The sequence below is a fragment of the Maridesulfovibrio sp. genome (genome assembly GCF_963678865.1).
GTDB lineage: Bacteria > Desulfobacterota > Desulfovibrionia > Desulfovibrionales > Desulfovibrionaceae > Maridesulfovibrio.
Genome location: NZ_OY787459.1, coordinates 1,331,946 through 1,355,805, shown reverse-complemented (window position 1 = coordinate 1,355,805; position 23,860 = coordinate 1,331,946). Strand labels below are relative to the sequence as shown.

The 23,860-nt window shown below is 47.8% G+C and carries 27 protein-coding genes and 5 tRNA genes; 21 read left to right on the top strand and 11 right to left on the bottom strand.

Going from position 1 to position 23,860, the window contains the following annotated elements; all coding sequences use genetic code 11:
- Position 1: 1 nt before the first annotated feature.
- The 4 genes from fliF to flgB form a co-directional block, all read right to left on the bottom strand.
- Positions 2-1,606 (bottom strand): flagellar basal-body MS-ring/collar protein FliF, encoded by a 1,605-nt coding sequence (gene fliF, locus ACKU41_RS06360; RefSeq protein WP_319780500.1) that lies wholly within the window; start codon positions 1,604-1,606, stop codon positions 2-4.
- A gap of 240 nt (positions 1,607-1,846) precedes the next feature.
- Positions 1,847-2,173, bottom strand: a complete 327-nt coding sequence (gene fliE, locus ACKU41_RS06355; protein WP_319780499.1) for a flagellar hook-basal body complex protein FliE — start codon at positions 2,171-2,173, stop codon at positions 1,847-1,849.
- Between the two features lie 51 nt (positions 2,174-2,224).
- On the bottom strand, positions 2,225-2,668 hold the full coding sequence (gene flgC / locus ACKU41_RS06350; RefSeq protein WP_319780497.1) for a flagellar basal body rod protein FlgC: 444 nt from the start codon (positions 2,666-2,668) through the stop codon (positions 2,225-2,227).
- Positions 2,668-3,078, bottom strand: coding sequence for a flagellar basal body rod protein FlgB (flgB, locus tag ACKU41_RS06345; RefSeq protein ID WP_319780496.1), 411 nt, complete (start codon positions 3,076-3,078; stop codon positions 2,668-2,670). Before flgB ends, flgC begins: the two co-directional genes overlap by 1 nt.
- 320 nt (positions 3,079-3,398) lie before the next feature.
- Here flgB and ACKU41_RS06340 point away from each other — a divergent pair, with 320 nt between their 5' ends.
- Positions 3,399-3,953: a tetratricopeptide repeat protein gene (locus ACKU41_RS06340; protein ID WP_319780495.1), complete on the top strand. Its 555-nt coding sequence runs from the start codon at positions 3,399-3,401 to the stop codon at positions 3,951-3,953.
- Positions 3,954-4,122: 169 nt separating this feature from the next.
- Positions 4,123-4,722 carry an IMP cyclohydrolase gene (locus tag ACKU41_RS06335; RefSeq protein ID WP_319780494.1) on the top strand — a complete coding sequence of 200 codons (600 nt, stop codon included), beginning with the start codon at positions 4,123-4,125 and terminating at the stop codon, positions 4,720-4,722.
- A gap of 302 nt (positions 4,723-5,024) precedes the next feature.
- Here ACKU41_RS06335 and ACKU41_RS06330 read toward each other — a convergent pair whose 3' ends face one another.
- Positions 5,025-5,264: a hypothetical protein gene (locus tag ACKU41_RS06330; RefSeq protein ID WP_321404673.1), complete on the bottom strand. Its 240-nt coding sequence runs from the start codon at positions 5,262-5,264 to the stop codon at positions 5,025-5,027.
- Between ACKU41_RS06330 and hflX the strand changes: the two genes are divergently transcribed.
- The 3 genes from hflX (at position 5,250) to ACKU41_RS06315 (ending at position 7,210) form a co-directional block, all read left to right on the top strand.
- Entirely contained in the window at positions 5,250-6,620 is a 1,371-nt protein-coding gene (hflX, locus tag ACKU41_RS06325) for a GTPase HflX (protein WP_321404672.1), read from the top strand. The genes ACKU41_RS06330 and hflX overlap by 15 nt on opposite strands.
- Before the next feature lie 117 nt (positions 6,621-6,737).
- Entirely contained in the window at positions 6,738-6,956 is a 219-nt protein-coding gene (gene infA, locus ACKU41_RS06320; RefSeq protein ID WP_319780492.1) for a translation initiation factor IF-1, read from the top strand.
- 44 nt (positions 6,957-7,000) lie between these two features.
- Positions 7,001-7,210: a cold shock domain-containing protein gene (locus ACKU41_RS06315; protein WP_319780491.1), complete on the top strand. Its 210-nt coding sequence runs from the start codon at positions 7,001-7,003 to the stop codon at positions 7,208-7,210.
- A 112-nt stretch (positions 7,211-7,322) separates the two neighbouring features.
- On the opposite strand, the gene ACKU41_RS06310 is transcribed toward ACKU41_RS06315, so the two are convergent.
- The 3 genes from ACKU41_RS06310 to ACKU41_RS06300 all read right to left on the bottom strand — a co-directional run bounded on the left by ACKU41_RS06310 (position 7,323) and on the right by ACKU41_RS06300 (position 10,570).
- Complete coding sequence (locus tag ACKU41_RS06310; RefSeq protein ID WP_319780490.1) at positions 7,323-8,789, bottom strand: autotransporter outer membrane beta-barrel domain-containing protein; 1,467 nt, start codon at positions 8,787-8,789, stop codon at positions 7,323-7,325.
- A gap of 365 nt (positions 8,790-9,154) precedes the next feature.
- Positions 9,155-9,481 carry a hypothetical protein gene (locus ACKU41_RS06305; RefSeq protein ID WP_319780489.1) on the bottom strand — a complete coding sequence of 109 codons (327 nt, stop codon included), beginning with the start codon at positions 9,479-9,481 and terminating at the stop codon, positions 9,155-9,157.
- 138 nt (positions 9,482-9,619) lie between these two features.
- On the bottom strand, positions 9,620-10,570 hold the full coding sequence (locus ACKU41_RS06300; protein WP_321404670.1) for a chemotaxis protein: 951 nt from the start codon (positions 10,568-10,570) through the stop codon (positions 9,620-9,622).
- Between the two features lie 185 nt (positions 10,571-10,755).
- On the opposite strand from ACKU41_RS06300, the gene ACKU41_RS06295 reads away from it, so the two are divergent.
- From ACKU41_RS06295 to ACKU41_RS06280, 4 genes are all read left to right on the top strand, one after another.
- The gene (locus tag ACKU41_RS06295) at positions 10,756-11,121 is read left to right on the top strand and encodes a response regulator (RefSeq protein WP_319780487.1); all 366 of its coding nucleotides are present in this window, start codon (positions 10,756-10,758) and stop codon (positions 11,119-11,121) included.
- A gap of 284 nt (positions 11,122-11,405) precedes the next feature.
- Positions 11,406-12,500, top strand: a complete 1,095-nt coding sequence (gene hypD, locus ACKU41_RS06290; protein ID WP_319780486.1) for a hydrogenase formation protein HypD — start codon at positions 11,406-11,408, stop codon at positions 12,498-12,500.
- Between the two features lies 1 nt (position 12,501).
- Positions 12,502-13,509, top strand: coding sequence for a hydrogenase expression/formation protein HypE (gene hypE, locus ACKU41_RS06285; protein WP_321404667.1), 1,008 nt, complete (start codon positions 12,502-12,504; stop codon positions 13,507-13,509).
- 127 nt (positions 13,510-13,636) lie between these two features.
- Positions 13,637-14,887 carry an EAL domain-containing protein gene (locus ACKU41_RS06280; protein WP_321404666.1) on the top strand — a complete coding sequence of 417 codons (1,251 nt, stop codon included), beginning with the start codon at positions 13,637-13,639 and terminating at the stop codon, positions 14,885-14,887.
- Here the strand turns inward: ACKU41_RS06280 and ACKU41_RS06275 are convergent.
- The 3 genes from ACKU41_RS06275 to ACKU41_RS06265 all read right to left on the bottom strand — a co-directional run bounded on the left by ACKU41_RS06275 (position 14,884) and on the right by ACKU41_RS06265 (position 18,692).
- Positions 14,884-16,656, bottom strand: a complete 1,773-nt coding sequence (locus ACKU41_RS06275) for a chloride channel protein (RefSeq protein WP_321404665.1) — start codon at positions 16,654-16,656, stop codon at positions 14,884-14,886. The genes ACKU41_RS06280 and ACKU41_RS06275 overlap by 4 nt on opposite strands.
- 17 nt (positions 16,657-16,673) lie before the next feature.
- Entirely contained in the window at positions 16,674-17,621 is a 948-nt protein-coding gene (locus ACKU41_RS06270) for a chemotaxis protein (RefSeq protein WP_321404664.1), read from the bottom strand.
- Positions 17,622-17,720: 99 nt separating this feature from the next.
- Entirely contained in the window at positions 17,721-18,692 is a 972-nt protein-coding gene (locus tag ACKU41_RS06265; protein ID WP_321404663.1) for a tRNA-dihydrouridine synthase family protein, read from the bottom strand.
- A gap of 421 nt (positions 18,693-19,113) precedes the next feature.
- On the opposite strand from ACKU41_RS06265, the gene ACKU41_RS06260 reads away from it, so the two are divergent.
- From ACKU41_RS06260 to rplJ, 12 genes are all read left to right on the top strand, one after another.
- Positions 19,114-19,189, top strand: a tRNA-Thr gene (locus tag ACKU41_RS06260).
- Between the two features lie 22 nt (positions 19,190-19,211).
- Positions 19,212-19,296, top strand: a tRNA-Tyr gene (locus ACKU41_RS06255).
- Between the two features lie 59 nt (positions 19,297-19,355).
- Positions 19,356-19,431 (top strand) — tRNA-Gly (locus ACKU41_RS06250).
- A gap of 43 nt (positions 19,432-19,474) precedes the next feature.
- Positions 19,475-19,550, top strand: a tRNA-Thr gene (locus tag ACKU41_RS06245).
- A gap of 70 nt (positions 19,551-19,620) precedes the next feature.
- Positions 19,621-20,814: an elongation factor Tu gene (gene tuf / locus ACKU41_RS06240; RefSeq protein ID WP_319780480.1), complete on the top strand. Its 1,194-nt coding sequence runs from the start codon at positions 19,621-19,623 to the stop codon at positions 20,812-20,814.
- Positions 20,815-20,820: 6 nt separating this feature from the next.
- Positions 20,821-20,970 (top strand): 50S ribosomal protein L33, encoded by a 150-nt coding sequence (rpmG, locus tag ACKU41_RS06235; protein WP_015851054.1) that lies wholly within the window; start codon positions 20,821-20,823, stop codon positions 20,968-20,970.
- Between the two features lie 15 nt (positions 20,971-20,985).
- Positions 20,986-21,062 (top strand) — tRNA-Trp (locus ACKU41_RS06230).
- 20 nt (positions 21,063-21,082) lie between these two features.
- On the top strand, positions 21,083-21,334 hold the full coding sequence (gene secE / locus ACKU41_RS06225) for a preprotein translocase subunit SecE (RefSeq protein ID WP_319780479.1): 252 nt from the start codon (positions 21,083-21,085) through the stop codon (positions 21,332-21,334).
- Positions 21,335-21,360: 26 nt separating this feature from the next.
- Positions 21,361-21,921: a transcription termination/antitermination protein NusG gene (gene nusG, locus ACKU41_RS06220; protein WP_319780478.1), complete on the top strand. Its 561-nt coding sequence runs from the start codon at positions 21,361-21,363 to the stop codon at positions 21,919-21,921.
- A gap of 74 nt (positions 21,922-21,995) precedes the next feature.
- On the top strand, positions 21,996-22,421 hold the full coding sequence (gene rplK, locus ACKU41_RS06215) for a 50S ribosomal protein L11 (RefSeq protein WP_321404662.1): 426 nt from the start codon (positions 21,996-21,998) through the stop codon (positions 22,419-22,421).
- 16 nt (positions 22,422-22,437) lie between these two features.
- Entirely contained in the window at positions 22,438-23,142 is a 705-nt protein-coding gene (gene rplA / locus ACKU41_RS06210; RefSeq protein ID WP_319780476.1) for a 50S ribosomal protein L1, read from the top strand.
- Between the two features lie 149 nt (positions 23,143-23,291).
- Positions 23,292-23,813 (top strand): 50S ribosomal protein L10, encoded by a 522-nt coding sequence (rplJ, locus tag ACKU41_RS06205; protein WP_319780474.1) that lies wholly within the window; start codon positions 23,292-23,294, stop codon positions 23,811-23,813.
- The last annotated feature ends 47 nt before the right edge of the window (positions 23,814-23,860 follow it).

Genomic DNA, 23,860 nt, shown 5'->3' with positions numbered 1-23,860 from the left:
TTTAAGCTGCCTCCTGCTTCAGCCAGCTCTTCAGCACCTGCACAGCCTGATCCATGTTCTTTTCCGAGAGTTGCAGAGCCTGAGCCTTGGCGTTCTCCAGTCTACGTGCCGTATCAAGAGCCTCTTCGTCAAGATCACTTTCATCAATTGCGAGTCTTTCGCCTGCTTCGGGCAGTCCTGCAACTTCATCAATTTCTTCTTCTGCCACACGGGGCTTGATGAGGGCCATGATAACCGGGCGAACAACCAGGATCAGGAAGAGGAAGATGAGCAGGCCGTTGAGGAACGGTTTGCCGAGACGCTGTGCGTATTCGAGCATGGTGCGCATGAGGCCTTCGTCACCGAACATATCCTGCATGCCGAAGGACATGTTGGAGACTTCAACGATATCGCCGCGTACCTGATCGTATCCCACTGCGGAGCTGACCAGTTCCCGGATGCGCTGCATTTCTTCTTCTGAGCGGGGGACATAGGTCATTTCGCCTGTGTCGGGGTTCTTCTCGTAAGTGCCGTCAACGACTACCGCAACGCTTAAGCGTTTGAGTTCGCCCACAGGTACGATGATCTGCTGTTCTTCTTTGTTGATTTCATAGTTGGTAGTACGGGTTTCACGGGCAGAATCCTGAGTGGTAGCTGTTCCGGTGAAACCGTCACCCCTGAAGTTTGCCTCGGGTACGCCGCCGTCAACGTTGGCTGTGCCGCGGGTAGTTTCTTCACTGGTCTGTTCGGAGCGAGCCACCTGACCGTCAGGGTCGTATGATTCTGTTTTGATGGTGCGCTGTCTGAAGTCGAGATCCGCGTTAACCTTGGCAATAACTTTGTCCGGGCCGACGATAGGCATGAGCAGACGCTGAATGCGCTGTTCGATCTTGGATTCAAGGCCGGACTTGTATTCAAGCTGGCTGTTGGTAATATTCAGACCTAATCCGCCGTCCTCTTCCGGTTGGTAGAGAACCTGTCCGCGCATATCAGTGATGGTTACGTGTGCAGGCTTCAATCCTTCAACGGACATCACTACGAGGTTCAGTACGCCTTTGATCTGCTTGTCGGAGAGCTTTTCTCCTTCCCTGAGCTTGAGCACAACAGAAGCCGAAGGATCTACCTGCTCTTCAATGAAAAGAGACTTGGCAGGAAGCACAAGATGTACCCTTGCTCGTTCAACCTGTGGAAATTCACTGATTGTTCGTGCCAGTTCACCCTGCAGGGCGCGCTGGTAGTTGATGCGCTGAATGAAGTCTGTCTGACCGATCTGGACTTCATCGAAAATTTCGTAACCGATACCCTGTCCGTGAAGGGCTCCTTCTCCTGCAATTTTCAGGCGCAGGTCGTAGACCTTGTCTGCCGGAACCAGAATAGTGGAGCCGTTGTCCTCAATTTTGTATGGTTCTTTAGTGGACTGCAGGATGGAAACAACGCGGGAAGCGTCTTCTGCATAGAGCTTGGTGTAGAGGACCCGGTACTCTGTCTGATTGAGCCAGAAAACCATGAGAATGAAGGCGATGACAACTGTTGCCGCAAGGCCTCCGATCATGATTCTCTGTGAGACAGTTCGGTCGGACCAGAAACCCTGAAACTTGCTCAGGTACTCAGCGATGAAATTTGGCATACTTAAACTCCTGACGATTTTTCATTTGTTTGAGCAAATGATGGACCATTAGTAAAAATACATTTTATATCAATAGATTGAGAGGTGTTTTTGGGGGGAGCAAAAGAGAGAGGAGTGGAGTGGTGACAAAAAAATGTCCAATGGAATTAAGAGAATAAACGCAACCACGGGAAGACTCTGTACGGAGTTCCCGTGGTTGCTGCATTTTGAAAGACAGGTAAAGGAGCTTGTCTGTGCGGTCTAGAACGGCATTTTCATGACTTCTTGATAGGCGGACATGACTTTTGTTCGCACTGTACTGGTCATGGTCATGGCAACACTGGCTTTTTGCAGAGAGATCATCAGTTCGTGAACGTTCTGGGTTTTTCCGGAAGCAAATTCTTCAATCATTGCTGTCTTCTGTCCCTGCAGATCGTTGACGTTTTTGATGGAGTCGGTGAGTGTCTCGGAAAAAGAGTTCGGCTCGGCCTTGTTGAGGTCCATGGTCTTGTCGAACTTTTTGTCGAACTTCTGCTGGGTCTGAATGGCATTGGTATATGCCTGCATTGCTACGTTTCTGATGGACATGTTATGCTCCTTTTTCGAAAGTCGAAAATCCGTCGTTTAATTTTCAGCCGCCTACTGGCCCATTCCTATGCGCAGTGCGCGGTTGAACATCTTTTTGGCGGAGTCTACAGCCTGAGCGTTGGCTTCATAGGACCTGCTGATGGTGATCATGTTGACCATTTCTTCGACCACGTTAATGTCCGGGTATCTGACAATGCCTTTTGAGTCCGCGTCAGGATGGTTGGGCTCATACACTTCCTTGAAGGGGCGGGTGTCAGAGACGATACCCCTGACTGTTACGCCCCGGAGCTGCTGGTTGAGCTGCTGGTTCATTGCGGTTTCAAAGGGTGAGAGTACGGGGCTGGACTCCATGGAAACACTTTTGCGGCGGTAAGGTCCGCCTTCGGCTGTCCGTGTAGTCCTGGCGTTAGCCATGTTCATGGATACAACGTTCAGGTACTCCCTCTGGGCTTTCAGCCCTGAAGCTCCGATATCAAGTGCTGTGAAGAAGTTCATTATCTAGCTCCGCTCTGGATGACCTTGTTCATGCCCTGAAAATTTTTCCCGATAACCTGAGAGAGGGCATTATAGTAAAGGGTGTTCTTGGCCATGGTTACCATTTCCTTGTCCATATCAACCCTGTTCTCGCCGTGGATGACTCTGGGTTCGAAACTGGAAAGTACATCACCCTGGAATTTGTCGGCATCGAAAGCATTGGGAATGTGCATCTTGCTGGTTCTGGTCATTTTCCCTTTAGAATCAAGTCCCATGGCTTTTTGCAGATCATTTTCAAATTCTAACCGTTTTTCCTTGTATCCTGGAGTGTTGACGTTCGCCAGGTTGGAGGAGACGATGTTTTGACGTTGGAGTCTCATGTCGAGTACTTTGCCTGTCAATTCTATGTGGCTTTCGAAAAGTCCTTTCATTTTTATATCCTCCTGCAAAAATTTCCCGGTAGCCCCGTTGGGTCGGAAAGATTGATTTATTCGTTGTGGTTTGTAGTTAGCAAAAGGTGTTCCATTTGTTTTAACATATTTAAATTAAAGGATAAAATTATACGATTTTGTGTGTTTGATAGACGAGTGTCGGAATTCAGGCAGGGTGAATTAGTGCTTATTATATAATGAAGGAATAGCCCAAATGTGTTTTGGCATGGGACGTGCATAAAGTCGGACAGGTCCTTAGGGGTCGAAAAAAATGCCGCTTAGGGTTATCCGGCGGTAAATAAAAATTCCGGAGGGGAATTATGAGCCACTTAGATTATGAAATTAACAAGGAACTCGGTGAGTGTTATCTGTTCATGGGTGAACTGGATAAGGCTGAGGATTACTACAAGAAGGCTGCAGGATCGAACGGTGTGCATCCCGATCCTTATATCGGTCTTGCTACTATCGCGGTTCAGCGTGGTGAGTATGATGCTGCCATGTCCCTGTATGAAAAAGCCCATAAGGTAGAAGCTACTGATAAGAGCTTCGCCGGTATGGGACTTATTCAAATGGAAACCGCCCGTCAGGACGAAGCTTTTGAAAACTTTTCCAAGGCTCTCGACAGCAACATCAGCAATATGGTTGCGCTTTTCGGCATCATCAGGATCGGTCACGAGGCAGAGAGAATGGCTGAGGCTGTTCCTTATCTCGAAAAGTTCCTCGAAGTCGATCCCGACAAGCACGAAGTCCGCTATTCCCTCGCAGGTCTTTATATCTGCATGGATCAGAAGGACAAAGCTGTTGAGCAGCTTGAAATTATCCTTGAAAAGGATCCCGCAAATGAAGCGGCTAAGGAACTGCTGAGCCAGATTTAGCTCACACAGATCCTTTATATATAGCCGACTCCCCTCCCGGTTGGTCCCGTCTCTGTTCGTGTGGTTCGGGGACGGGGACCAGCTACCGGCGAGAAACTGCGGTCCGGAACTTGCCTTTATGGCATAAATCCGGCACAACTCCACAAAAACCAATATTTGGAGATGTGTTATGGATATGTTGCCTATAAAGCGCGGAGTGCTCAGTGTTACTGATAAATCCGGGCTTGCTGAATTTGCGGCTGAGTTGGCTGGCTTCGGTGTGGAACTCATAAGCACCGGCGGCACAAGGAAAATGCTCCTTGATGCCGGGCTTGAAGTCAAGTCTGTAAGTGAAGTTACCGGTTTTCCTGAAATAATGGGTGGCCGCGTAAAGACCCTGCACCCCAGTGTGCATGGCGGTATTCTTGCCGATAAGGATAACCCTGAGCACCTCTCGACTCTTGATGAACATGGTATCAAGACTATCGATATGGTCTGTGTTAACCTGTACAATTTTGCCAAGGCTGTTAGCGAAGGGCAGGATTTGAGAAACGCTGTCGAACAGATCGACATCGGCGGTCCTACTATGCTGCGCGCTTCAGCGAAAAATTTCCATTCCGTTCTGGTTGTCCCCAGTCCGGCGCATTACTCCCGTATTCTTGAAGACATGAAAAAGAACGACGGCAAAGTTTCTCTCGCACTCAGAAAAGATCTGGCTGCGGAAACTTTTGCGCTTGTCTCTGAATACGATTCCATGATCGCCAAATATTTGGCGGATCACGACGCTTAGTATTTTTATGGAGCGCGTCATATTCATGACGCGCTCCATTTTTTATTGCCTCAGACCCCATCCCTTCTTCCCAAAAAGACGTTTTAGTCAGCTATCGCATATAGCTTTTTAAAATGGTCTTTGAATGTTAATATGGCTAAGTCCAATTAAAAAAGTTTTGGGATTCTTAAACCCTTTTGCAAAGGGTTTAAGCCGCCGGAGGCGAAATCAGTTAATTCTTCAAAGCGCGTAGCGCGTCAAAAAGGAATTTCGTCATAGCTCTTAAAGCCAAAGGTAACACTCAGGGTCTCAAGCCCAGTGAGTTAAAACGTATCAACCGCCTTGCGGACCGCCGTTACAATGACCCCAACGGGTTCACCAACGAGCAGGCCCGTGAGCTCTCTTTTCTCAGTCATGAAATCGGACGCCAGATAGGTCTGCTGGTCAATCGACAGGGCAAACCTGAAATTATTCTGGTTGGTGATCCGGGTTCTATCTATATTCCCGAACTGCCGAGGGCCCGTCAGTCTGAAGGACGCTTGCGCGGCTTGCGGCTCCTGCATACCCATATTTCCGGAGAGAACCTGTCCGAAGAAGACCTCATGGATATGGTTTTCCTGCGTCTGGACAGCGTTACAGTTGTCGCTTCCGATCCGCATGGTGAACCTGATTTTGTGCAGTACGCCTACCTGCTGCCTCCCGGAGCAGGTACGAAACCGTATGAGCAACTACCCCCGGTGCGCTGGGATCGTGCGGAAATGGATCTTCCGGCCCAGATCAAGGCTCTTGAGGATGAATTCCGCCGGGCTGACCGTACGCGGGATACCACTGATAAACGAGAGCGGGCCATCATGGTCAGCGTTTCGCAGGATCCCAGATCCGTGCAGGAACGTTCTCTTGATGAGCTGGAAGATCTCGCCGATACTGCGGGATTGAAGGTGGAAGGGCGTCTTGTGCAGCGCATCCGTAAGCTCAATCCTAAATTTATCATGGGTAAGGGCAAGCTGGCTGAATTGGAAGTCATTGCCTTGCAGGCAGATGCGGAAGTGATTCTTTTTGATCAGGAACTTTCCGCTGCCCAGATGCGTAACCTTGCCAAGCTCACCGAGCGCAAAATTATTGATCGTACTCAGCTCATTCTGGATATTTTTGCCCAGCATGCAACTACCCGTGCCGGTAAATTGCAGGTGGAAATGGCGCAGCTGAAATATACCATGCCCCGGCTTGTAGGTAAGAACCGGGCCATGTCCCGGTTGATGGGCGGTATCGGTGGTCGCGGTCCCGGTGAAACTAAGCTTGAAATTGACCGGCGCCGCATCAAGGACAAGCTGACCAAGCTCGGCAATGAGCTTAAGAAAGTCAGCCGTCAGCGCGGATTTACCCGTGAGCGTCGCGCCCGTGCCGGAGTCCCGGTGGTGTCCCTTGTCGGCTACACCAACGCCGGCAAGTCGACTTTACTCAACACCTTGACCGACAGCGGCGTTCTGGCCGAAGACAAACTCTTTGCCACACTGGACCCTACCAGCAGACGAATCCGTTTCCCCCGCGAACAGGAATTGATTCTGACTGATACGGTTGGGTTTATCCGCCAACTGCCCATGGAACTGAAAGAAGCTTTCCGGGCCACCCTTGAAGAGCTGGAAGCCGCCGATGTGCTGCTTCATGTCTGCGATTCTTCTCATCCTGAGGTGAGCGAACAGATACAGGCGGTCAACAATATTATTGCTGATATGAATCTCGGTGATGTCTCAACTATACTTGTGCTCAACAAATGGGATAAGCTTGATGATGAACAGCAGGAGCTCATGCGTAACACTTATCCGCAGGGCATTCCTTCCAGCGCACTTAACCGTCGTTCGCTGAATGTTCTGGTGGAAGAAATTCTTAATTCCATCGACAGGCTTGGTCATAAATTTTAAGGCAGGTCAGTTTAATGAGCTCTTTCTTTATTGCATTAATACCTTTAAATTAGTAAAAGTCTGAAGAACAACAGAACTTGTTGTTTTATGAAGCAGTTGTTGGCGACGGAGGAAGCCATGGCTAAAGAAGAAGGTATTGAAGTAGAGGGTGTCGTTCAGGAAGCGTTGCCCAATGCAATGTTCAAAGTAGAGCTTGAGAACGGACATATAATTCTGGGGCATATTTCAGGGAAGATGCGTAAGCATTATATCAGAATTTTACCGGGAGACAGGGTCAGGGTAGAACTCTCGCCATACGATTTGACCCGTGGGCGTATTACCTTCCGCATGAAATAATTTTACGACATTTTCCGGTCTTGATCCTACTGATAAGGATATTTATGAGTGTTAAAGGTGTAGTCAGCTGGTTCAATGATATCAAGGGCTTCGGTTTTATCGAAGATGAGACTGGCAGGGATATTTATGTCCATTATTCTGAAGTCTTACGAGATGGATTTAAGACTTTGAATGTTGGGGAGAAGGTTGTTTTTGATGTCATAGATGAAGACACCGCACCCAAAGCTACTGCTGTCCGGATCATAAATTATTAGCGTAAGACTGAAGTGATTTTTTTGCCCGGTCACGCAAGCTTGTAGTAATTCATAAAAGAGGCCCCCTTCGGTGATCACCGAAGGGGGCCTCTTTTTATTGTTAACTTGTGTTTTAGAAATCGAACCTTACCAGCAGTGAACCGCCGTATGTGTTCTTGTCTTTGTTGAAGGCATCAAATGCTTCTGCGGAAAGGGACCATGGACCGTCATAATAGTTCAATCCAAGTGCTCCTTCCCAAGTGTGATCTTCAAAATCGCCGCCGGATCTGGAGAGCATGTCCTGATAGAAGGTTGCACGTCCGTAGGGCTGAAATCCGTTTTCGAATTCGTAGGCCAGCTTACCGGAAATGCGCCCTTCACCAAGGTATACATCAGTGTAGTTCTGGTTAAAATCTTCGTTCATGTACATGAACCCAGCTTCCGCTGCGAAGAGCCATGCATCTCTGATCCAGGAGTATTCACCGCTGATGTCACCCATAAGTCTGGTGCCGTCGTAGTTTTTTGAAACCCCGCTGGCATCGTAGTGGTTGAAAGCAGAGTTGAATACGGCTTTAACCATGAACTGGTCAGTAACCCGGTAGGCTGCATATGGAGAGATGGAGAAACCTTCACCGTTTTCAGTATAGCCGTTGGTCTTGAGTTTGGACCATGAGTTTTCGTAACCGAATCCGACACCTACAGCGAGCCTGTCATCAAGGAGCAGTTTATCCACACCGGCCATGTAAACACCGATGTTGTTTTCGGAACGTGATCCGCTTTTGCTTACATAGGTACTGGCATAAGAGCCCATGCCCCAGACACCGATTCCCAGTTCGGAATATACATCATCACCGGAAGAAAGACCTTCGCTGCTGATGTAGCCGGAAGCAAAAACGTTACCGGTATTGATGGCTGCATTTTTCTGGGTGTTTTTAGGTTTGGCTCCGCCTTTGGATTTTGCTTTCGGGCGGGGAGAAAATACGTTCATTACGCGGGTAGAGATCAACTGGTTGGTAAGGCGGGAGCTTATTTTTGCTTTTTCCTCACGGGATTCGACCTTGGCGGTGGTGTTGGAGCCGACAATTGCAGCATACTCTTCATAAGTATAGGTGGTCACACCGTCCATAGCAGTCCATAAACCTGTCGTATGATCGTAGGTTTCCAAAAAAATCTGCCCGTCATCATAACGTACCCGGAATTTGTCACTGGAATTGCTTCCGTTAGAATTCAGGATATAATATTCTTCAGCTGTATTAGCTAGATCGGTAGTCCCTGTATTTGAGACGTCTCGGTGTCCGGTTGCTTCCGAAAATGTTTCCGAGGAGACTGTCGCAATATATTGGTGGGTGGGGTCTGTGGAATCATTTATAGAGTTGAATCCGATTGCTGTTGTGCCGCCTTTGCGTCCGTCAACCATGATGTCGCTGACATCAAGAGGGTCGGAGGTTGCGTCTCCTATGCTGTTCCCGATAATGGTATATTCGCCTGTGCTAAGGTTCCTGTGAGTCCAGACATGGCCGAACTGGGCCCATGCTTCACTGGAAAGACATAACATAAATACTATTAAAATACAGATGGATAACACAGACCTGTTTTTCATCGCCAGCATCCTTTTTACAAATTTATCACGAGTATTATTTTCGAATGTAATTCGACTTGAGCCTTGAAAATGTGTTTCTATTTAAGCAATAGCTACAGATTTATGTTCTGTATATAAGTGTTAAAAATATGTAAATAGAAATGAAGTGTTTAATCAGTATGTAAGGTAAATTTAGGGATATCTCACAGATCAAAATTTAAGCCCGCCTGTTGAAAAACAAGCGGGCTTTTTTGATTTGTAATATCTAAGAATGGAAGTGGAAAGCAATGATAAGAGGTTTTAAGGTTCTTAAATATTATGGCAAAGATGTTTACGCAACCGGATGCCAGGTCAGTGGTTTAAAAGTACAATAGCGCATCAACTACTTATCTTTGCCCGGCTTCGTTTTTAGTTGGTTCGAGCACTGCATCCACGTTGACTTCTCTTGAAGTCATTTTGTTGTTTTCTATTTCGTAGCGGATGAGTTTCCACTCAACATGGTCAATGAAATCAACTTTGGCCCAGCCTTCCGGCGGCAGACGCTTGACCATATCTTCAAGAAAGTCATCGATGTCGATATAATGACCTTCGTAGTCAACATTTAATACTTTATCTTTATAGACGATTTTTTCAAAGGGAAGTCCAAATTCGAGCTCTTCAAAATCTTTTTCGGAGAGTCCGTGAACATCTCCGTATACTCTTACGTCTTCCATATTTTGTTCCTCCTTACGAGGGCTGCTTGTTTTAATTTTTTTCCGAAGGGGGAAGATATTGGTGCAATGAATTTCATGCAAGAAAAAACGGCCCTAAAAAAGGGCCGTTCGCAAAAAAATCAAGTAAGGATTGGTTAATTATTGAGACTTCCGGTTCTCAATTAAGCGTATTGCTTTTTCCGGGAGCAGGTGCAGGTCCGGTTTGGATATTTGGTCATCCGCTCCCACCGATTCACCTTTGTGGCGTAATTCCTTGGTAATAATTGAAGAGTAGAGGATTATGGGCAGATTCTTCAGGTCCGGGTCTTCCCTAATCCACTTTGCAAGACTGAAACCGTCCATGAGTGGCATTTCAATGTCAGAGATGACTATTTCCACGTAGTCTTTGACCGGCCTGTTTTCCTGACTGGCTACCAGCTTGATGTTTTTTAATGTATTCTGAGCTTCCTGCCCGTTATGGACGATGGTGTGACGGAAGTTGGCCTTATCGAGGCTTTTTTTCAGCATAGCTCTAATGGTGGGGGAATCATCGCAAACAAGCGCATTGTAGGCTTCGCCGGCAACTGCAGCGGGAGCATCAAAGTCTCCGCCCAGGGTTGGGTCCAGGTCTGCAAGAATGGATTCAAGGTCCAGTAGTTGGATGAAGCGGTCCTCGCGTTCGACTATGCCGACTATGCAGCTCATGTCAAAGCTGCTCATGAATTTGTCAGGAGAAAGGACCTGTTGCCAGCCTACACGGTGGATTTCGGTTACGCCGCTTACCTGAAATCCGGAGACAGTCTGGCTGAATTCAGTAACGATGACGATATCGTATTTGTTTTTCTTGCGTTCCATACCCAGCCAGACAGCAAGATCCAGTACCGGGAGGATATGGTTGCGAAGTGGGATGGTGCCCATGAAGCAGGGGTGCTCCGCTGATTCGGGATGTTCCAGCTCCGGGCTCTCAATTACCTGCATTACTTTGGCGACGTTGACCCCGAAATGGCATCTTTCTTCCGGACCGTCTTCAGATTCCGGTAGATCGATGTAAAATTCAAGTATTTCAAGTTCGTTTGTCCCGGTTTCGAGCAGGATTTCGGTTTTAGCCATGGCAGCGGCTCCTGATAAATTATAATTAAGTTGTTTAAGTTCTTATTATAGTAAGTTACAATATTCAAATAGTCAGGTCTACAGATTTTAAAAAGAATGTATTATGATAGCTATGTAATTGGCCTTTACTTCACAGGTTGATTGGCTTAAGCAAAATAGAATCCATAAAAAATCAAGAGGGGTTCATGTATAAAATATTGATAGCCGAAGATGATAAAATTTCTCAGAAACTTGCCGCTAGATTTGTGGAGGATCTGGGACATATACCGTTTGTCAGTCCGCATGGTAAACATGCTTACGAGACCTTGAAAGCGGAAAACAGCTTTGATGTTCTCGTGACTGATATCATGATGCCCGAAATGGACGGTCGTCAACTGGTGCAGACTTTGCGTGGTGATTCCCAGTTTATGGATATGCCAATTGTCATCATGTCTGCAGTGGTAGGTGTCTCCGATATTTCGAATCTGCTGGCTCTGGGAGCGACTTATTTTCTGCCCAAGCCGATTGATAAAGAAGAATTTAATGAAGTGATTACCCGCTGTCTTAAATAACTTAAGACGAGAACTTAATATTTTATAAAGGCTCCACCCTTACCCGGCGGAGCCTTTTTTTATGTCTCAAAATATTGCAGGTAACGGACTTGTTACTGAACGGGAATGGGTATAATGAGAACAAAAGCCTTATGAATAACAAGGTTATATCTGTGGTGCGGATATATCATTCATTTTTTGGGCAGGGCATGGAATCCCGATGGGAAAGGTCTGGAGACCGGGGTTAGAGGGCAGTCATGCTGCTGTGGATGTGTTTAAGGAAATGTTAACTTTGGGGGTGTTCCTTGTCGCTTGAGATTTTGAATAAGTTTAACGATCCGGAGCTGTGTAAAGAGCTTCTGGACCGTTTGCGGGATGAACTGGAAGGCGAAATACGGTTCATGGAGGTCTGCGGGACGCATACTGTATCGATATTTCGCAGCGGGTTGCATTCTGTGCTGCCGAAAGAGGTGGTCCACCTCAGCGGTCCCGGCTGTCCGGTATGCGTGACACATGAATCCGAGGTTAATGCTTTTCTGGATCTTGCCGGAAAGGACGGAGTTATTGTGGCCACTTTCGGTGATCTGATCAAGGTTCCCGGCGACAATGGGCATTGTTTGAAGAACGCACAGGCTGACGGCGCGCGTGTGGAAATCATATATTCCCCGTTCGATGCCCTTGAACTTGCACGTAATAATCCAGACAGCACGGTGGTCTTTCTGGGAGTAGGTTTTGAAACCACCGCTCCGACTATTGCAGCCACGGTGCTTATGGCCCAACAGCAGGGACTTGAAAATTTTAAGGTGCTTTCGTTTCACAAGCTGGTCCCGCCTGCATTGGATATTCTTGTTTCCGACCCGGAAACACGTATTGACGGGTTTATTCTGCCCGGTCATGTTTCAACTGTTATCGGAATTCATCCTTATGATTTTATCGGAGAAAAATACGGCAAACCCTCTGTTGTAACCGGATTCGATCCCGTTGATATTCTGCAGGCCCTGCTGATGATGGTCCGGTCATCCAAGGAAGAACATCCGGTGGTACAGAATCAGTATGTGCGCGGAGTTTCCGAAGATGGCAACCCCAAGGCAGTGGAAGTCATGTATCAGGTTTTTGAGGAATCTGACGCTCTTTGGCGCGGCATAGGTAAGATTCCACACAGCGGGCTTGAGTTCCGGGCAGAGTTTGAAAAATATGACGCCAAGAAAATTTTCGATCTCAACATTGGGGAGTGTCCGCCGCTCAAGGGCTGTAAATGCGGAGAAGTGCTCAAGGGCAAAATGACTCCCGAGAAATGCCCTTTGTTCGGTAAGGTCTGTACCCCGGCAAAGCCTGTCGGTCCCTGCATGGTTTCAACTGAAGGAAGCTGTGCCGCTTACTTCAAATACAAAGTAGATTAATATGTCCTCAGATAAAGTTTTACTTGATTACGGTTCCGGCGGAAGGGCTTCCCAGAGGCTTATTTCCGAACTTTTTCTCAAGCATTTTGCAAACGCTGAACTGGACAGACTCAACGACGCCGCTACCCTGAACTTGAAGGGTAAGGTCTCCATGAGCACGGACAGCTTCACGGTTGACCCTATTTTTTTTCCCGGCGGCGACATAGGCTCTTTGGCGGTTCACGGAACAGTGAATGATGTGGCTATGCTCGGTGCTATCCCCCGCTATCTGACCTGTGCTTATATTATTGAAGAAGGATTGCCTATGGACGATCTGGAAAAAATCGTTAAATCCATGGGCGAGGCCTGCAGACATGCCGGGGTCAATATTGTTACCGGTGATACCAAGGTTGTGCCTAAGGGGATGGTTGATAAGATTTTTATCAATACCACCGGGGTGGGTGAAATTATTGCTGATCCTGCACCCAGTGGAGACCGTGCCACTGTAGGGGACGCCGTGCTGGTCAGTGGGACCATGGGCGATCACGGCCTGACCATTCTCGGAACCCGTGAAGGGCTTTCCCTTGAATCCAACGTGAAAAGCGACAGTGCGGCTTTAAATCACCTGCTGGTCAAGCTGGTACAGGAAGTTCCTGATATTCATGTATTGCGTGATCCCACTCGCGGAGGACTGGCAACAACTCTGAATGAGATTACCGTTTCATCCAAAGTCTGTTGTGAACTTGAAGAATCCAAGATTCCGGTGCTTCCTGAAGTGGCAGGCGGATGTTCCTTTCTAGGACTTGATCCGCTCTACCTTGCCAATGAAGGTAAATTTCTGTGCATCCTGCCGCAGGAGTATGCTGAGCAGGCCCTGGAAATTATGCGAGCCGATGAGCTGGGTAAGAATGCCTGTCAGGTTGGAACCATCACTGAAGCCAATCCTGGCAAGGTGATTATGGTTACCCCGCTGGGAGGGCGCAGGCTGCTTAACATGCTTGAAGGGGAGCAGCTGCCCCGTATCTGTTAATTTTGAAAGCTGGATATTGCAATATGAAGGGCTTCTCCATGGGGGGAAGCCCTTTTTTCTGGCCTGAAATAGGTGTGAACTGTTTTATGAAATATGCTATACTCTCAGTAAATTAACAGGAGTGCTCGTGGAAATTGATATTAAAAGTTGCATCACAGCTATCAGCAAGGCTGTTACCGAGGACGGCATTACAATTTACTTTCAGCCGATAGTATCACTTCTTTCCCGAACTGTGATCGGTTTCGAAGCCTTTTCACGCGGGGTGGATGATAGCGGTGCAACTCTTGCCGCTCCTGACTGCCTTTTCAATTCATCCCTGCCTATACAGGCGCAGTTTAAAGTCGAAGAAGTATGTCTCAAGAAAGGGTTTGCGGCTTACGGGCCTTTGTATGAAAAGTACCGGGATATGCTTCTTTTTCTTAATATCAATTGCAGTCTCTATAGCCATAATGAATATAAGGGCCGCAGTCCGCATCAACTGGCCGAGCCGTTTAAGTATTCTCCGCGTATGATAACTTTTGAAATGGATGCAGCTCAGCTCAAGGATGTTCCGCCGCTGGATATGATTCGTTTCGTGCAGGAAAAGAATTATCGGATCTCGGTAGATAATGTTGTCCCCTCAGTTGACTGCATGGACCGATTCCAAATAATCAAGCCGGATTTCGTGAAACTTGATCGCAAATTTTACAAAGGAATTGATAAATCACAAAGAATTCAAAAAAAAGTTGCCGCTACTGCAAAATTGTTTTCCTTGTGTGGTGCCATGGGTATTGCCAAGGGGGTAGAAACCGAGGCAGAAGCCCTTGCCCTGATGCGGAGCGGTTATTACATGCAACAGGGGTATTTTTATTCCGATAGTGCTGATGAGGAAGGCAGGGAGGATTCGTTCGGCAATAAGGTCAGCCGTATAAGTAAATTAGTGCATGGGGAGAAAAAGAAGGAAGGAGAGCTATCCCGTGAATTGTTCCGTAATTCGCATCTTCTTTTGAAGAGTACAATGACCAGGTTGCAGCAGGAAGAAGATGGGGAAATGAACCGTATTCTTGATGAATTGCTCAAAAAGAACGCAAATATAGTTTCTGTTTATGTAATGGATAGTTCCGGCAAACAAATCAGTAAACGGCTGGCCGGGAAGGGGGCTGATCCCTTTGGCCTGCGTATCCTGCCTTCTGCGGTGGGAAGCGATCACAGTGACAAAGATTTCTTCGTTGCCCTGAATTCCGGTTTTGAAAAGGTTGCCGGTCTCTGCGCCCCTGATCCGCTTTGCAGTGACGGATATAATTATATTGCTGGTTTTTATTACCAACAGGGAAGCCGCCGGGGTCGGATTCTCGTTCTGGAGTATGTACTATTGCCTAAGGAAAGCGAAAAAAATTAGATTGAAGAAGAAAGAATTTTATTTTTATATCTATTTCGGCGGAAAATTTCCATTGCATCCTTGGATTTGATAATCCCGGCCACAGTCCCGCTCTGATTTATCAACGGTAAAAAAGAAACACCGGTTCGTTCGAATTTCAGGATGGCTTCTTTGAGATTGGAATCCACTGGTAGAGATACAATAGTACGGACCATTAAAGTATCGACAATTTCAGGCCAGCCTTTCAGGTCTTGATCATTTTTGAGAAAAGAGCGCATGTCTCGCAGGGTGAGGATTCCGGCAATTTTGCTGTTTTCATCAAGTACGGGGAAATGGGGGAAATCCGAGTTCAGGACCATGTCCGCAGCTGTTTTCAGGCTGTCGGTTGTGTGTAGATAATCGAATTCCGTGTCCATTATATCCGAGAGCGGGACATTGACCATGACTGATTCATCATGTCCGCGCAGAATATTCACTCCTTGGCGCAGCAACTTGGCTTCGTATACAGAGTAGCCCTTGAAAATGCGTACTACCAGTGCGCTGGTGATGCAGCCGACCATCATTGGTAGAATTATTTTGTAGGAATAGGTCAGTTCGAATACCGTAAGTACTGCGGTTATGGGTGCGAGAGTAGTCCCGGCCACAACTGTACCCATGCCCACCAGAGCGTATTGGCCGTGAGTCAGAGCCAATTCCGGGAAGATCATGTTGAGTGTGGAGCTTACTGATACTCCTAATGCTGCTCCAAGCACCAGTGAAGGCGCAAAAATACCGCCGCTCATACCCGAACCTATGCACAGAGATGTTGCCACCAGTTTTGCCCCCAACAGGATCAAGGCCAGATCAAGGGGCAGAACGCCGGTCAGGCCCATGTTTACGGCTTCATATCCAACACCGAGCACTGCCGGTATTTTAAGGGCCATAGCACCGAGAATCAGTCCTCCCAGTCCGGGCTTCAGCCATTCCGGAAGCGGAATATGGTCGAAAGCAAGTTCAGAGAAGCTGATCATTTTTACAAAAGCAATTGATACCAATCCGGCAAGGATTCCCAGCAGGAAAAAGATAACGAGTTCGTCAAAGTTGCTGAAGATGAACTTTGGAGCGTCAAACGTTGGGAAATCTCCCCAGAAAAATTTTGATAGGGCGGAGGCTGTAACAGAGGCAACGATAATATGGCTTACGTAAGACATCTCAGTATCAAGCAGCAGAATCTCAATAGCAAAGAGGGTGCCGGTAAGCGGGGCGTTGAACGTTGCCGAAATCCCCGCAGCTGCACCGGACGCAACACAGACAGGCAACATGGACGGATGAAGGCGGAAGAGCCTTGCTGCTGAGGATCCCAGTGAAGCACCGATCTGCACAACCGGTCCTTCCCGGCCTACAGACGCCCCGCAGCCGATAAGCAGGCTGGTAACCAATGCCTTGAGAAAAGTGATTCGGTGGCGGATGACCCCACCGCGTACGGCAAGAGCCTTGATCACTTCCGGTACTCCCGGTCCCTGTGCTTCCGGCGCCCAATTTGTAATGATTACCCCGGCGAGAATACCACCAATGCAGGGCAGAAAAAGTACAAGCCACCATGGTGAATTGGCAGCCATATCTAAAAAAGAGTTTCCTTGAGCCCAGAACAATTCTTGAAAATTTTCGATCAGCCAGCGGAAGAGGAAGGCTCCACCTGCTGCTGACAGACCGATAGCTACGGAAAAAGACATAAGCAAAACGTACTGGACTCTCGGATTAAATGAGGCTCCAGTACGTTCTTTCGGTTTTGGCTTTGAAGGGGAAACCATTTTGATTTCCACCTAATCTATTTTTCGATCAGGGCAATGGCTCTTTGGGCCAGTTCTGTTACTTCAGGTTTGGAAATCTGATCGTCAGCCCCGACAGATTCACCCTTGTGGCGAAGCTTATCGGTAATGATGGAGGAGAAAAGGATTACAGGCAGTTCTTTGAGCACATCATCCGCCTTGATGCGCACAGTAAGGTTGTGTCCGTCCATAACCGGCATTTCAATGTCGGAAATTACTACATTTACAAAGTCGGTAATGGGACGGTTTTCCTCAATGGAACGTCTTTTGTATTCCTGCAATTTATCCCAGCAGGAACGTCCTGTATTGGCCATTTCCACGGAAAATTTGGCCCTGATCATCATTTCGTAAAGCATTTCCCTGATCAACGTTGAGTCGTCAGCGATGATGGCCTTGTATCCGGCGTTGTTAGCCCAGTCGATGGAGTCATCAAGCTTAAGCCCGAGGTCCGGGTTGAGTTCGGCAACAATTTTTTCAAGATCAAGTATCAAAGATATTCTGTCTTCGAATTTTACAACACCGGTAATAGAGTCTTCAGAAAGGGTGGAGACATAGGTTGATGGTGCTTCGACCCTTTCCCAACTGATCCTGTGAATTCTGGTAACTCCTGAAACAAGAAAAGCAGATGACACATTGTTGAATTCGGTAACGATTACCTTGGGAGGTTCTGTTTCAACCCTAGGCTTTTTAAGCCAGTGACTCAGGTCCACTAGTGGAATAACCTTGTTACGCAGGTTGAAAGTGCCCATAATGGCCGGGTGAGCAACCTTGGGAAGTTTGGTGATTTTCTCAGGAATTCTGATAATCTCCAGAACCTTGGCTACGTTAACACCGTAAAAGCCGCGATAGTTGCCTTCGCCTTCTTCGCGGGGTTCTTCTTCAAGCCAGAACTCAACAATTTCAAGTTCATTGGTTCCCGCTTCGAGCAAAATATCAGTATGGGCCATATGTATCTCCGATTAATTCAGATTCTTCAATTCAATTACAGCACTATATTAAGCTTTAAAGAGTATTATCGTCAACAATCGCTTAAAGAAAATAACTGATTAGCAACGTTCGCACGTAAGGTTGGATACTTCCCGTGCTGCTTCGATAAGTTCTTCCCAGTCTGCGCAAGCTGTAAGTCTGCCCCTTATGGTCCTGATTCCATCCATTCCCTTGGCATAGCGGGGGAGAATCGATCTGATTTTTCTGAAAGAGCGGGTACTGCCGTCGAATTCACGGGTTATGTTGATATGTTCTTCCATTGTCTTGCCCAGGTCGAACGGCGGCAGGTCGTCGCATTTCGGATGATCAAGCAAACGCAGATAACGGGCGAATATAGCCGGGTCAAAAAGGGCGCCGCGAGCAAACATTATTCCGTCAATCCCTGTCTGCCTGATACATTCCATACCGTCTTCTGCAGTAAAAAGGTCACCGCTGCCGATTACCGGGATGGAAACAGATTGCTTCAATACTGCCAGCTTGGTCCAGTCAGCTTCTCCGGAGAACATTTGCTTGGCATAGCGTGGATGCATGGTTATCCATGCCACTCCGACATCTTCAAGGCGTCGGGCAATTTCCAGGTAGTTATCTTCACCATTCATGAACCCAAGCCGGATTTTTACGCCGACTTTACCTTCTCCCGCAGTGCGAACCATAGTCGAAGCCGTTTCGACGAGACGGTCAGGATCGAGATGAAGGGCAGATCCGCCCCCGGTTTTAAGGACTTTCTTAACCGGACAGCCTGAGTTTAAATCAAAAAAAGAGTAGCCCTGTTCTATCAGATGGGGCATAGTATCCGAATAGTCCTGCGGCTCCCCGCCGAAGAGCTGGACCACCAGCGGAGTATCTTCCTCGGAGGTCGCGAGCAGGGCTTTGGTTCCCTTGCCGTCGTATTTGAGACCTTTAACGCTGACCATTTCCGTACATGCCACAGCGCAACCGCGCTTACGGCAGAGCATGCGAAAGGGCAGGTCCGAGTATCCGGCAAGAGGCGCCAGCCAGGGGTTATCTGGGCTTATTGGAAGTGATTTCATGTTCTTATTACCTGAAAATCCTGTGTTCGTTGTCTACACGGCCACGGGTGCCGAGGGCAGTGAATTACGTCCAAAAGTATACAAAGTCAAAGTCGACCTGTGTCTCAGTAAGTTTACATGCTGCGGCAAAAGTTGAATTCATGATATTTTTGTATCAGCAGCAAGTTAAACTTCGCAGCGCCTTGCTTTCGGCGGTTTCTTAACATTCTGAGTACGAATTACACAGATTATTTTCGGAAAAATTAAAGAAAGTTGCAAAAAGGTGTTGACTTGAATGGCGATTTTCATTTAAACCCCGCTTCGTTGCTTCGGCGGATCTCAAGTTCAACGAAGTTTTCGAGCCGGGAACGGATTTGAAAAAAAGTTCAAAAAAGTTCTTGCAATTTGAAAACAGAGCTTGTAGAAAGATTCGCTCACGAGGGCTGGCGTAGCTCAATTGGTAGAGCAGCTGATTTGTAATCAGCAGGTTGCGGGTTCAAGTCCCATCGCCAGCTCCAGTGAAACAACAATACATATAGTGGTGGGGTTCCCGAGTGGCCAAAGGGAACAGACTGTAAATCTGTCGGCAACGCCTTCGGAGGTTCGAATCCTCCCCCCACCACCACTTAGATAATCGCGCTGTAGGAGGCAGGTAGGCCTGCTGTTAAACTACGGACATAGGGTGCGGGAATAGCTCAACGGCTAGAGCATCAGCCTTCCAAGCTGAGGGTTGCGGGTTCGAATCCCGTTTCCCGCTCCAAAATGAACTTACCCTAGTCCATTCCTGCGCGTTTAATAAGGATGCCCACGTAGCTCAGTCGGTAGAGCACTTCCTTGGTAAGGAAGAGGTCACCGGTTCAAGTCCGGTCGTGGGCTCCATACATTTGTGTAGTATGACCTTTGACGCTTTAAATCATTAAAAACTCTATTTAATTTAGGGGGATTTATCATGGGTAAGGCTAAATTTGAACGCGGTAAGCCTCATGTTAATATCGGTACCATCGGTCACATTGACCACGGTAAAACCACTCTGACTGCTGCTATCACCAAGATCGCAGGTCTTGCTGGTAACGGCGAATATGTTGCTTTCGACGAAATCGACAAGGCTCCCGAAGAAAAAGAACGCGGTATCACCATTGCTACCGCTCACGTAGAATACGAAACCGAAGCACGTCACTACGCTCACGTAGACTGCCCCGGTCACGCTGACTACATCAAAAACATGATCACCGGTGCTGCTCAGATGGACGGCGCAATCCTCGTTGTTGCTGCTACTGACGGTCCCATGCCCCAGACTCGTGAGCACATCCTGCTTGCTCGTCAGGTTGGCGTTCCCGGAATCGTTGTATTCCTGAACAAATGTGACATGGTTGATGATGAAGAACTCCTCGAGCTCGTAGAAATGGAAGTTCGTGAACTTCTTTCCTCTTACGATTTCCCCGGTGATGACCTTCCCGTTATCCAGGGTTCCGCTCTGAAAGCTCTCGAATGCGAAAGCGCTGATGATGAAGCTGCTAAGCCTATTCTCGAGCTCCTCGCTGCTTGTGACTCCTACATTGAAGAGCCCGAGCGCGATATCGACAAACCTTTCCTCATGCCCATCGAAGACGTTTTCTCCATCTCCGGTCGTGGTACCGTTGTTACCGGTCGTGTTGAGCGCGGTGTAATCAAAGTTGGTGAAGAAGTTGAAATCGTTGGTATCCGCGAGACCGTTAAGACTACCTGTACCGGTGTTGAAATGTTCCGCAAGCTCCTCGACCAGGGTCAGGCTGGTGACAACGTTGGTGTACTCCTTCGTGGTACCAAGCGTGATGAAGTTGAGCGCGGCCAGGTTCTCGCTGCTCCCAAATCCATCAACCCCCACACCAAGTTCAAGGCAGAAGTTTACGTTCTGTCCAAAGACGAAGGTGGACGTCACACTCCTTTCTTCTCCGGTTACCGTCCTCAGTTCTACTTCCGTACAACTGACATCACCGGTGTTGTAACTCTCGAAGAAGGCGTTGAAATGGTTATGCCTGGCGATAACGCAACTTTCAACGTTGAAATGATCAACCCCATCGCTATGGATCCGGGTCTGCGCTTCGCTATTCGCGAAGGTGGCCGTACCGTAGGCGCAGGAGTTGTTACCGAAATTCTGGAGTAAGACATCATGCGTGTCAAAGTTCAGATGCAGTGCACCGAGTGTAAGCGTCGTAACTATTCGACGATGAAGAACAAGAAGAACACTACTGGTCGTATCGAGTTGAAGAAGTATTGCCCTTTTGATAAGAAGCATACTCTTCACAGAGAGTCCAAGTAGTTTCTATAAATAAGCAGGCCAGTAGTTCCAACGGCTAGAACGTCGGTCTCCAAAACCGAATGCTGGGGGTTCGAATCCCTCCTGGCCTGCCACTTCATTTATGGGAATCAATATGGCCAAGAAAAAAAATAAAGGTGCGGGAGTTCAGGCTAAGGCTGAAACTCAGGGGGCTGGTGGCAAGATTAAAGAGTTCACCGAATTCCTGGAACAGTCCAAGGTCGAAATCAAGAAGGTCGTATGGCCTACTCAGAAAGAGACTATACAGACCTGTACCGCCGTCTTGGTCCTTGTCGTAGTCATGTCGCTTTTTCTGGGTGTTGTTGACATGGGGCTCAGCAAACTTGTTGAGGCAATCCTGTCTTAAATAACCCGTAAAAAGGAAAGAGCTCCATGAACGCAGACGCTGAAAAACCTCAGGGAAGGAAGGCCCGTTGGTACATTGTTCATACCTATTCAGGTTTTGAACAGCGGGTTGAGCAGACTGTCCGTGAGATGATGAGAACCGGTCAGGACAAAGGACTGATTGAAGAGGTTGTCGTTCCCACGGAAAAAGTTGTTGAGTTGGTTAAAGGGGAAAAAAGAACATCTACTCGGAAATTTTATCCGGGTTATGTCATGATCAAAATGATCATGGAGGATGAATCATGGCATCTCATCCAGTCTATTCCTCGTGTTACCGGATTTATCGGTGGCAAAAATAGACCGACTCCAATGCGCGACAGCGAAGCAGCCAAAATCCTGAGCCTGATGGAAGACCGTCAGGAACAGCCGAGACCTAAGTTCAACTTTGATCGTGGCGATGAAGTCAGGGTCATTGATGGACCTTTCAGCGGTTTCAACGGCGTTGTAGAAGATGTCAACTACGATAAAGGCAAGCTTCGGGTGTCAGTCTCCATTTTCGGCCGCCAGACCCCGGTGGAACTTGACTTCGTTCAGGTAACCAAAGGGTAGTCCTGACCGCACTGCTGCATATTCATTTCCGACAGTGAGTATCCTCACTGGAATTTAATATAGGACATAAAGCGATGGCCAAGAAAGAAATAGGCAAAATCAAGCTTCAGATACCTGCTGGCTCTGCAAACCCGTCCCCACCGGTCGGTCCTGCACTCGGTCAGCATGGTGTAAATATAATGGAATTCTGCAAGGCGTTCAACGCCAAAACGCAGGATCAGAAGGGCATGATCATTCCGGTGATCATTACTGTCTACCAAGACAGGTCCTTTTCCTTCATTACCAAGACTCCGCCGGCATCCACCCTTCTGCTGAAGGCTGCAAAGCTGCCGAAAGGTTCCGGCGAGCCTAACAAGAACAAGGTCGGTAAAGTGACCAAAGCTCAGATTAAAGAAATTGCTGAGCTTAAGGCTCCCGACCTGACCGCTGCCGATACTGAAGCTGCCATGAAATCTATCATGGGAACAGCCCGCAGTATGGGCATTGAAGTCACAGACTAGGTAAGGGGAAAAGATCATGCCTAAGCACGGAAAAAAATACAGAAAAGCAACAGAAGGTACCGAACAGATCGGTTTGACCGTTGAACAGGCGGTAGCTTCTGCTGTAGAAAAGGCATATGCCAAATTCGACGAGACTGTTGATGTTGCCATCAACCTCGGCGTAGACCCCAAATATTCTGACCAGATGATCCGCGGCGCAGTAACTCTGCCCAACGGTCTCGGTAAAGAAATTCGCGTAGCTTGCTTCGTGAACGGGGAAAAAGAAGCGGAAGCCAAGGAAGCCGGCGCTGACTTTGTCGGTGGCGATGACCTGGTTGCCAAAGTTAAGGACGGATGGCTTGATTTCGATAAAGCTATCGCAACTCCTGACATGATGGCTAAAGTCGGTCAGATTGGTCGTGTCCTCGGACCCCGCGGTCTGATGCCTAACGCCAAGACCGGTACCGTTACTTTTGATGTGGCTAATGCAGTTAGCGAACTTAAAGCTGGTCGCGTAGAATTCAAGGTTGATAAAGCCGGTGTTCTGCACGCACCTATCGGAAAAGTTTCTTTCGGAGCTGAGAAGCTTCTTGAGAACCTCAAAACCTTGCTGGAAACAGTGAACAAACTGAAACCTTCCTCTGCGAAAGGTACCTACATGAAGGCTGTTGCCGTAGCTACCACCATGGGCCCCGGTTTCAAGATTGATCCTCTGGCAGCAAGAAAATACTCTGAGTCCTAAAATGTCATAGGCCGCCCTTAACGGGGCGGCCCTTGATGTATAAATACACGGGAAGTTTAGTCGAAGACGGCAGGAGGGATGGTCCCTTAATATCCTGCTTAGACAACACTTTGACTTGCTTTCCGGGTCAAATCATTAGGAGTGTTAAGGTGAACAGGCAAGAAAAAGCCCAGATTATTGAGCAGCTTAAAGAAAAAGCTGAAAGGGCGAGTATTGCCATCGTTACCGACTTTAAAGGCCTTGAAGTAGAAGAGTTTACTCGTCTGCGCGCAAGCCTGAGAAGCGTCGGTGTCGATTGCCATGTAGTCAAGAACACTCTGGCCCGGTTGGCTTTCACTGGTACTGATCATGAAGTACTGGCTGACAAATTCAAGGAAAACTGCGCTGTAGTAATTGGATATGATGATCCTGTTGCAGCAGCAAAAGCAGTCGCTGATTTCGCAAAAGAAAGCAAAACTTTCGATATGCGTTTCGCATCCCTTGAGGGCAAATATCTTGACGAAGATGGCGTGAAGGCGCTTTCCAAGCTCCCGAGCAAGGAAGAGCTCCTCGGCAAAACTCTGGGTACAATGAATGCAGTACCTACCAACTTTGTGAGCTTGCTCGCAAATGTACCCCGCGGTTTCCTGAACGTTCTGACTGCATTGAAAGATCAGAAAGAAGCTGCATAACAGCCTAGTCAAGGCAAATCAAAGTATATTCCCAAGGAGGAAATTTC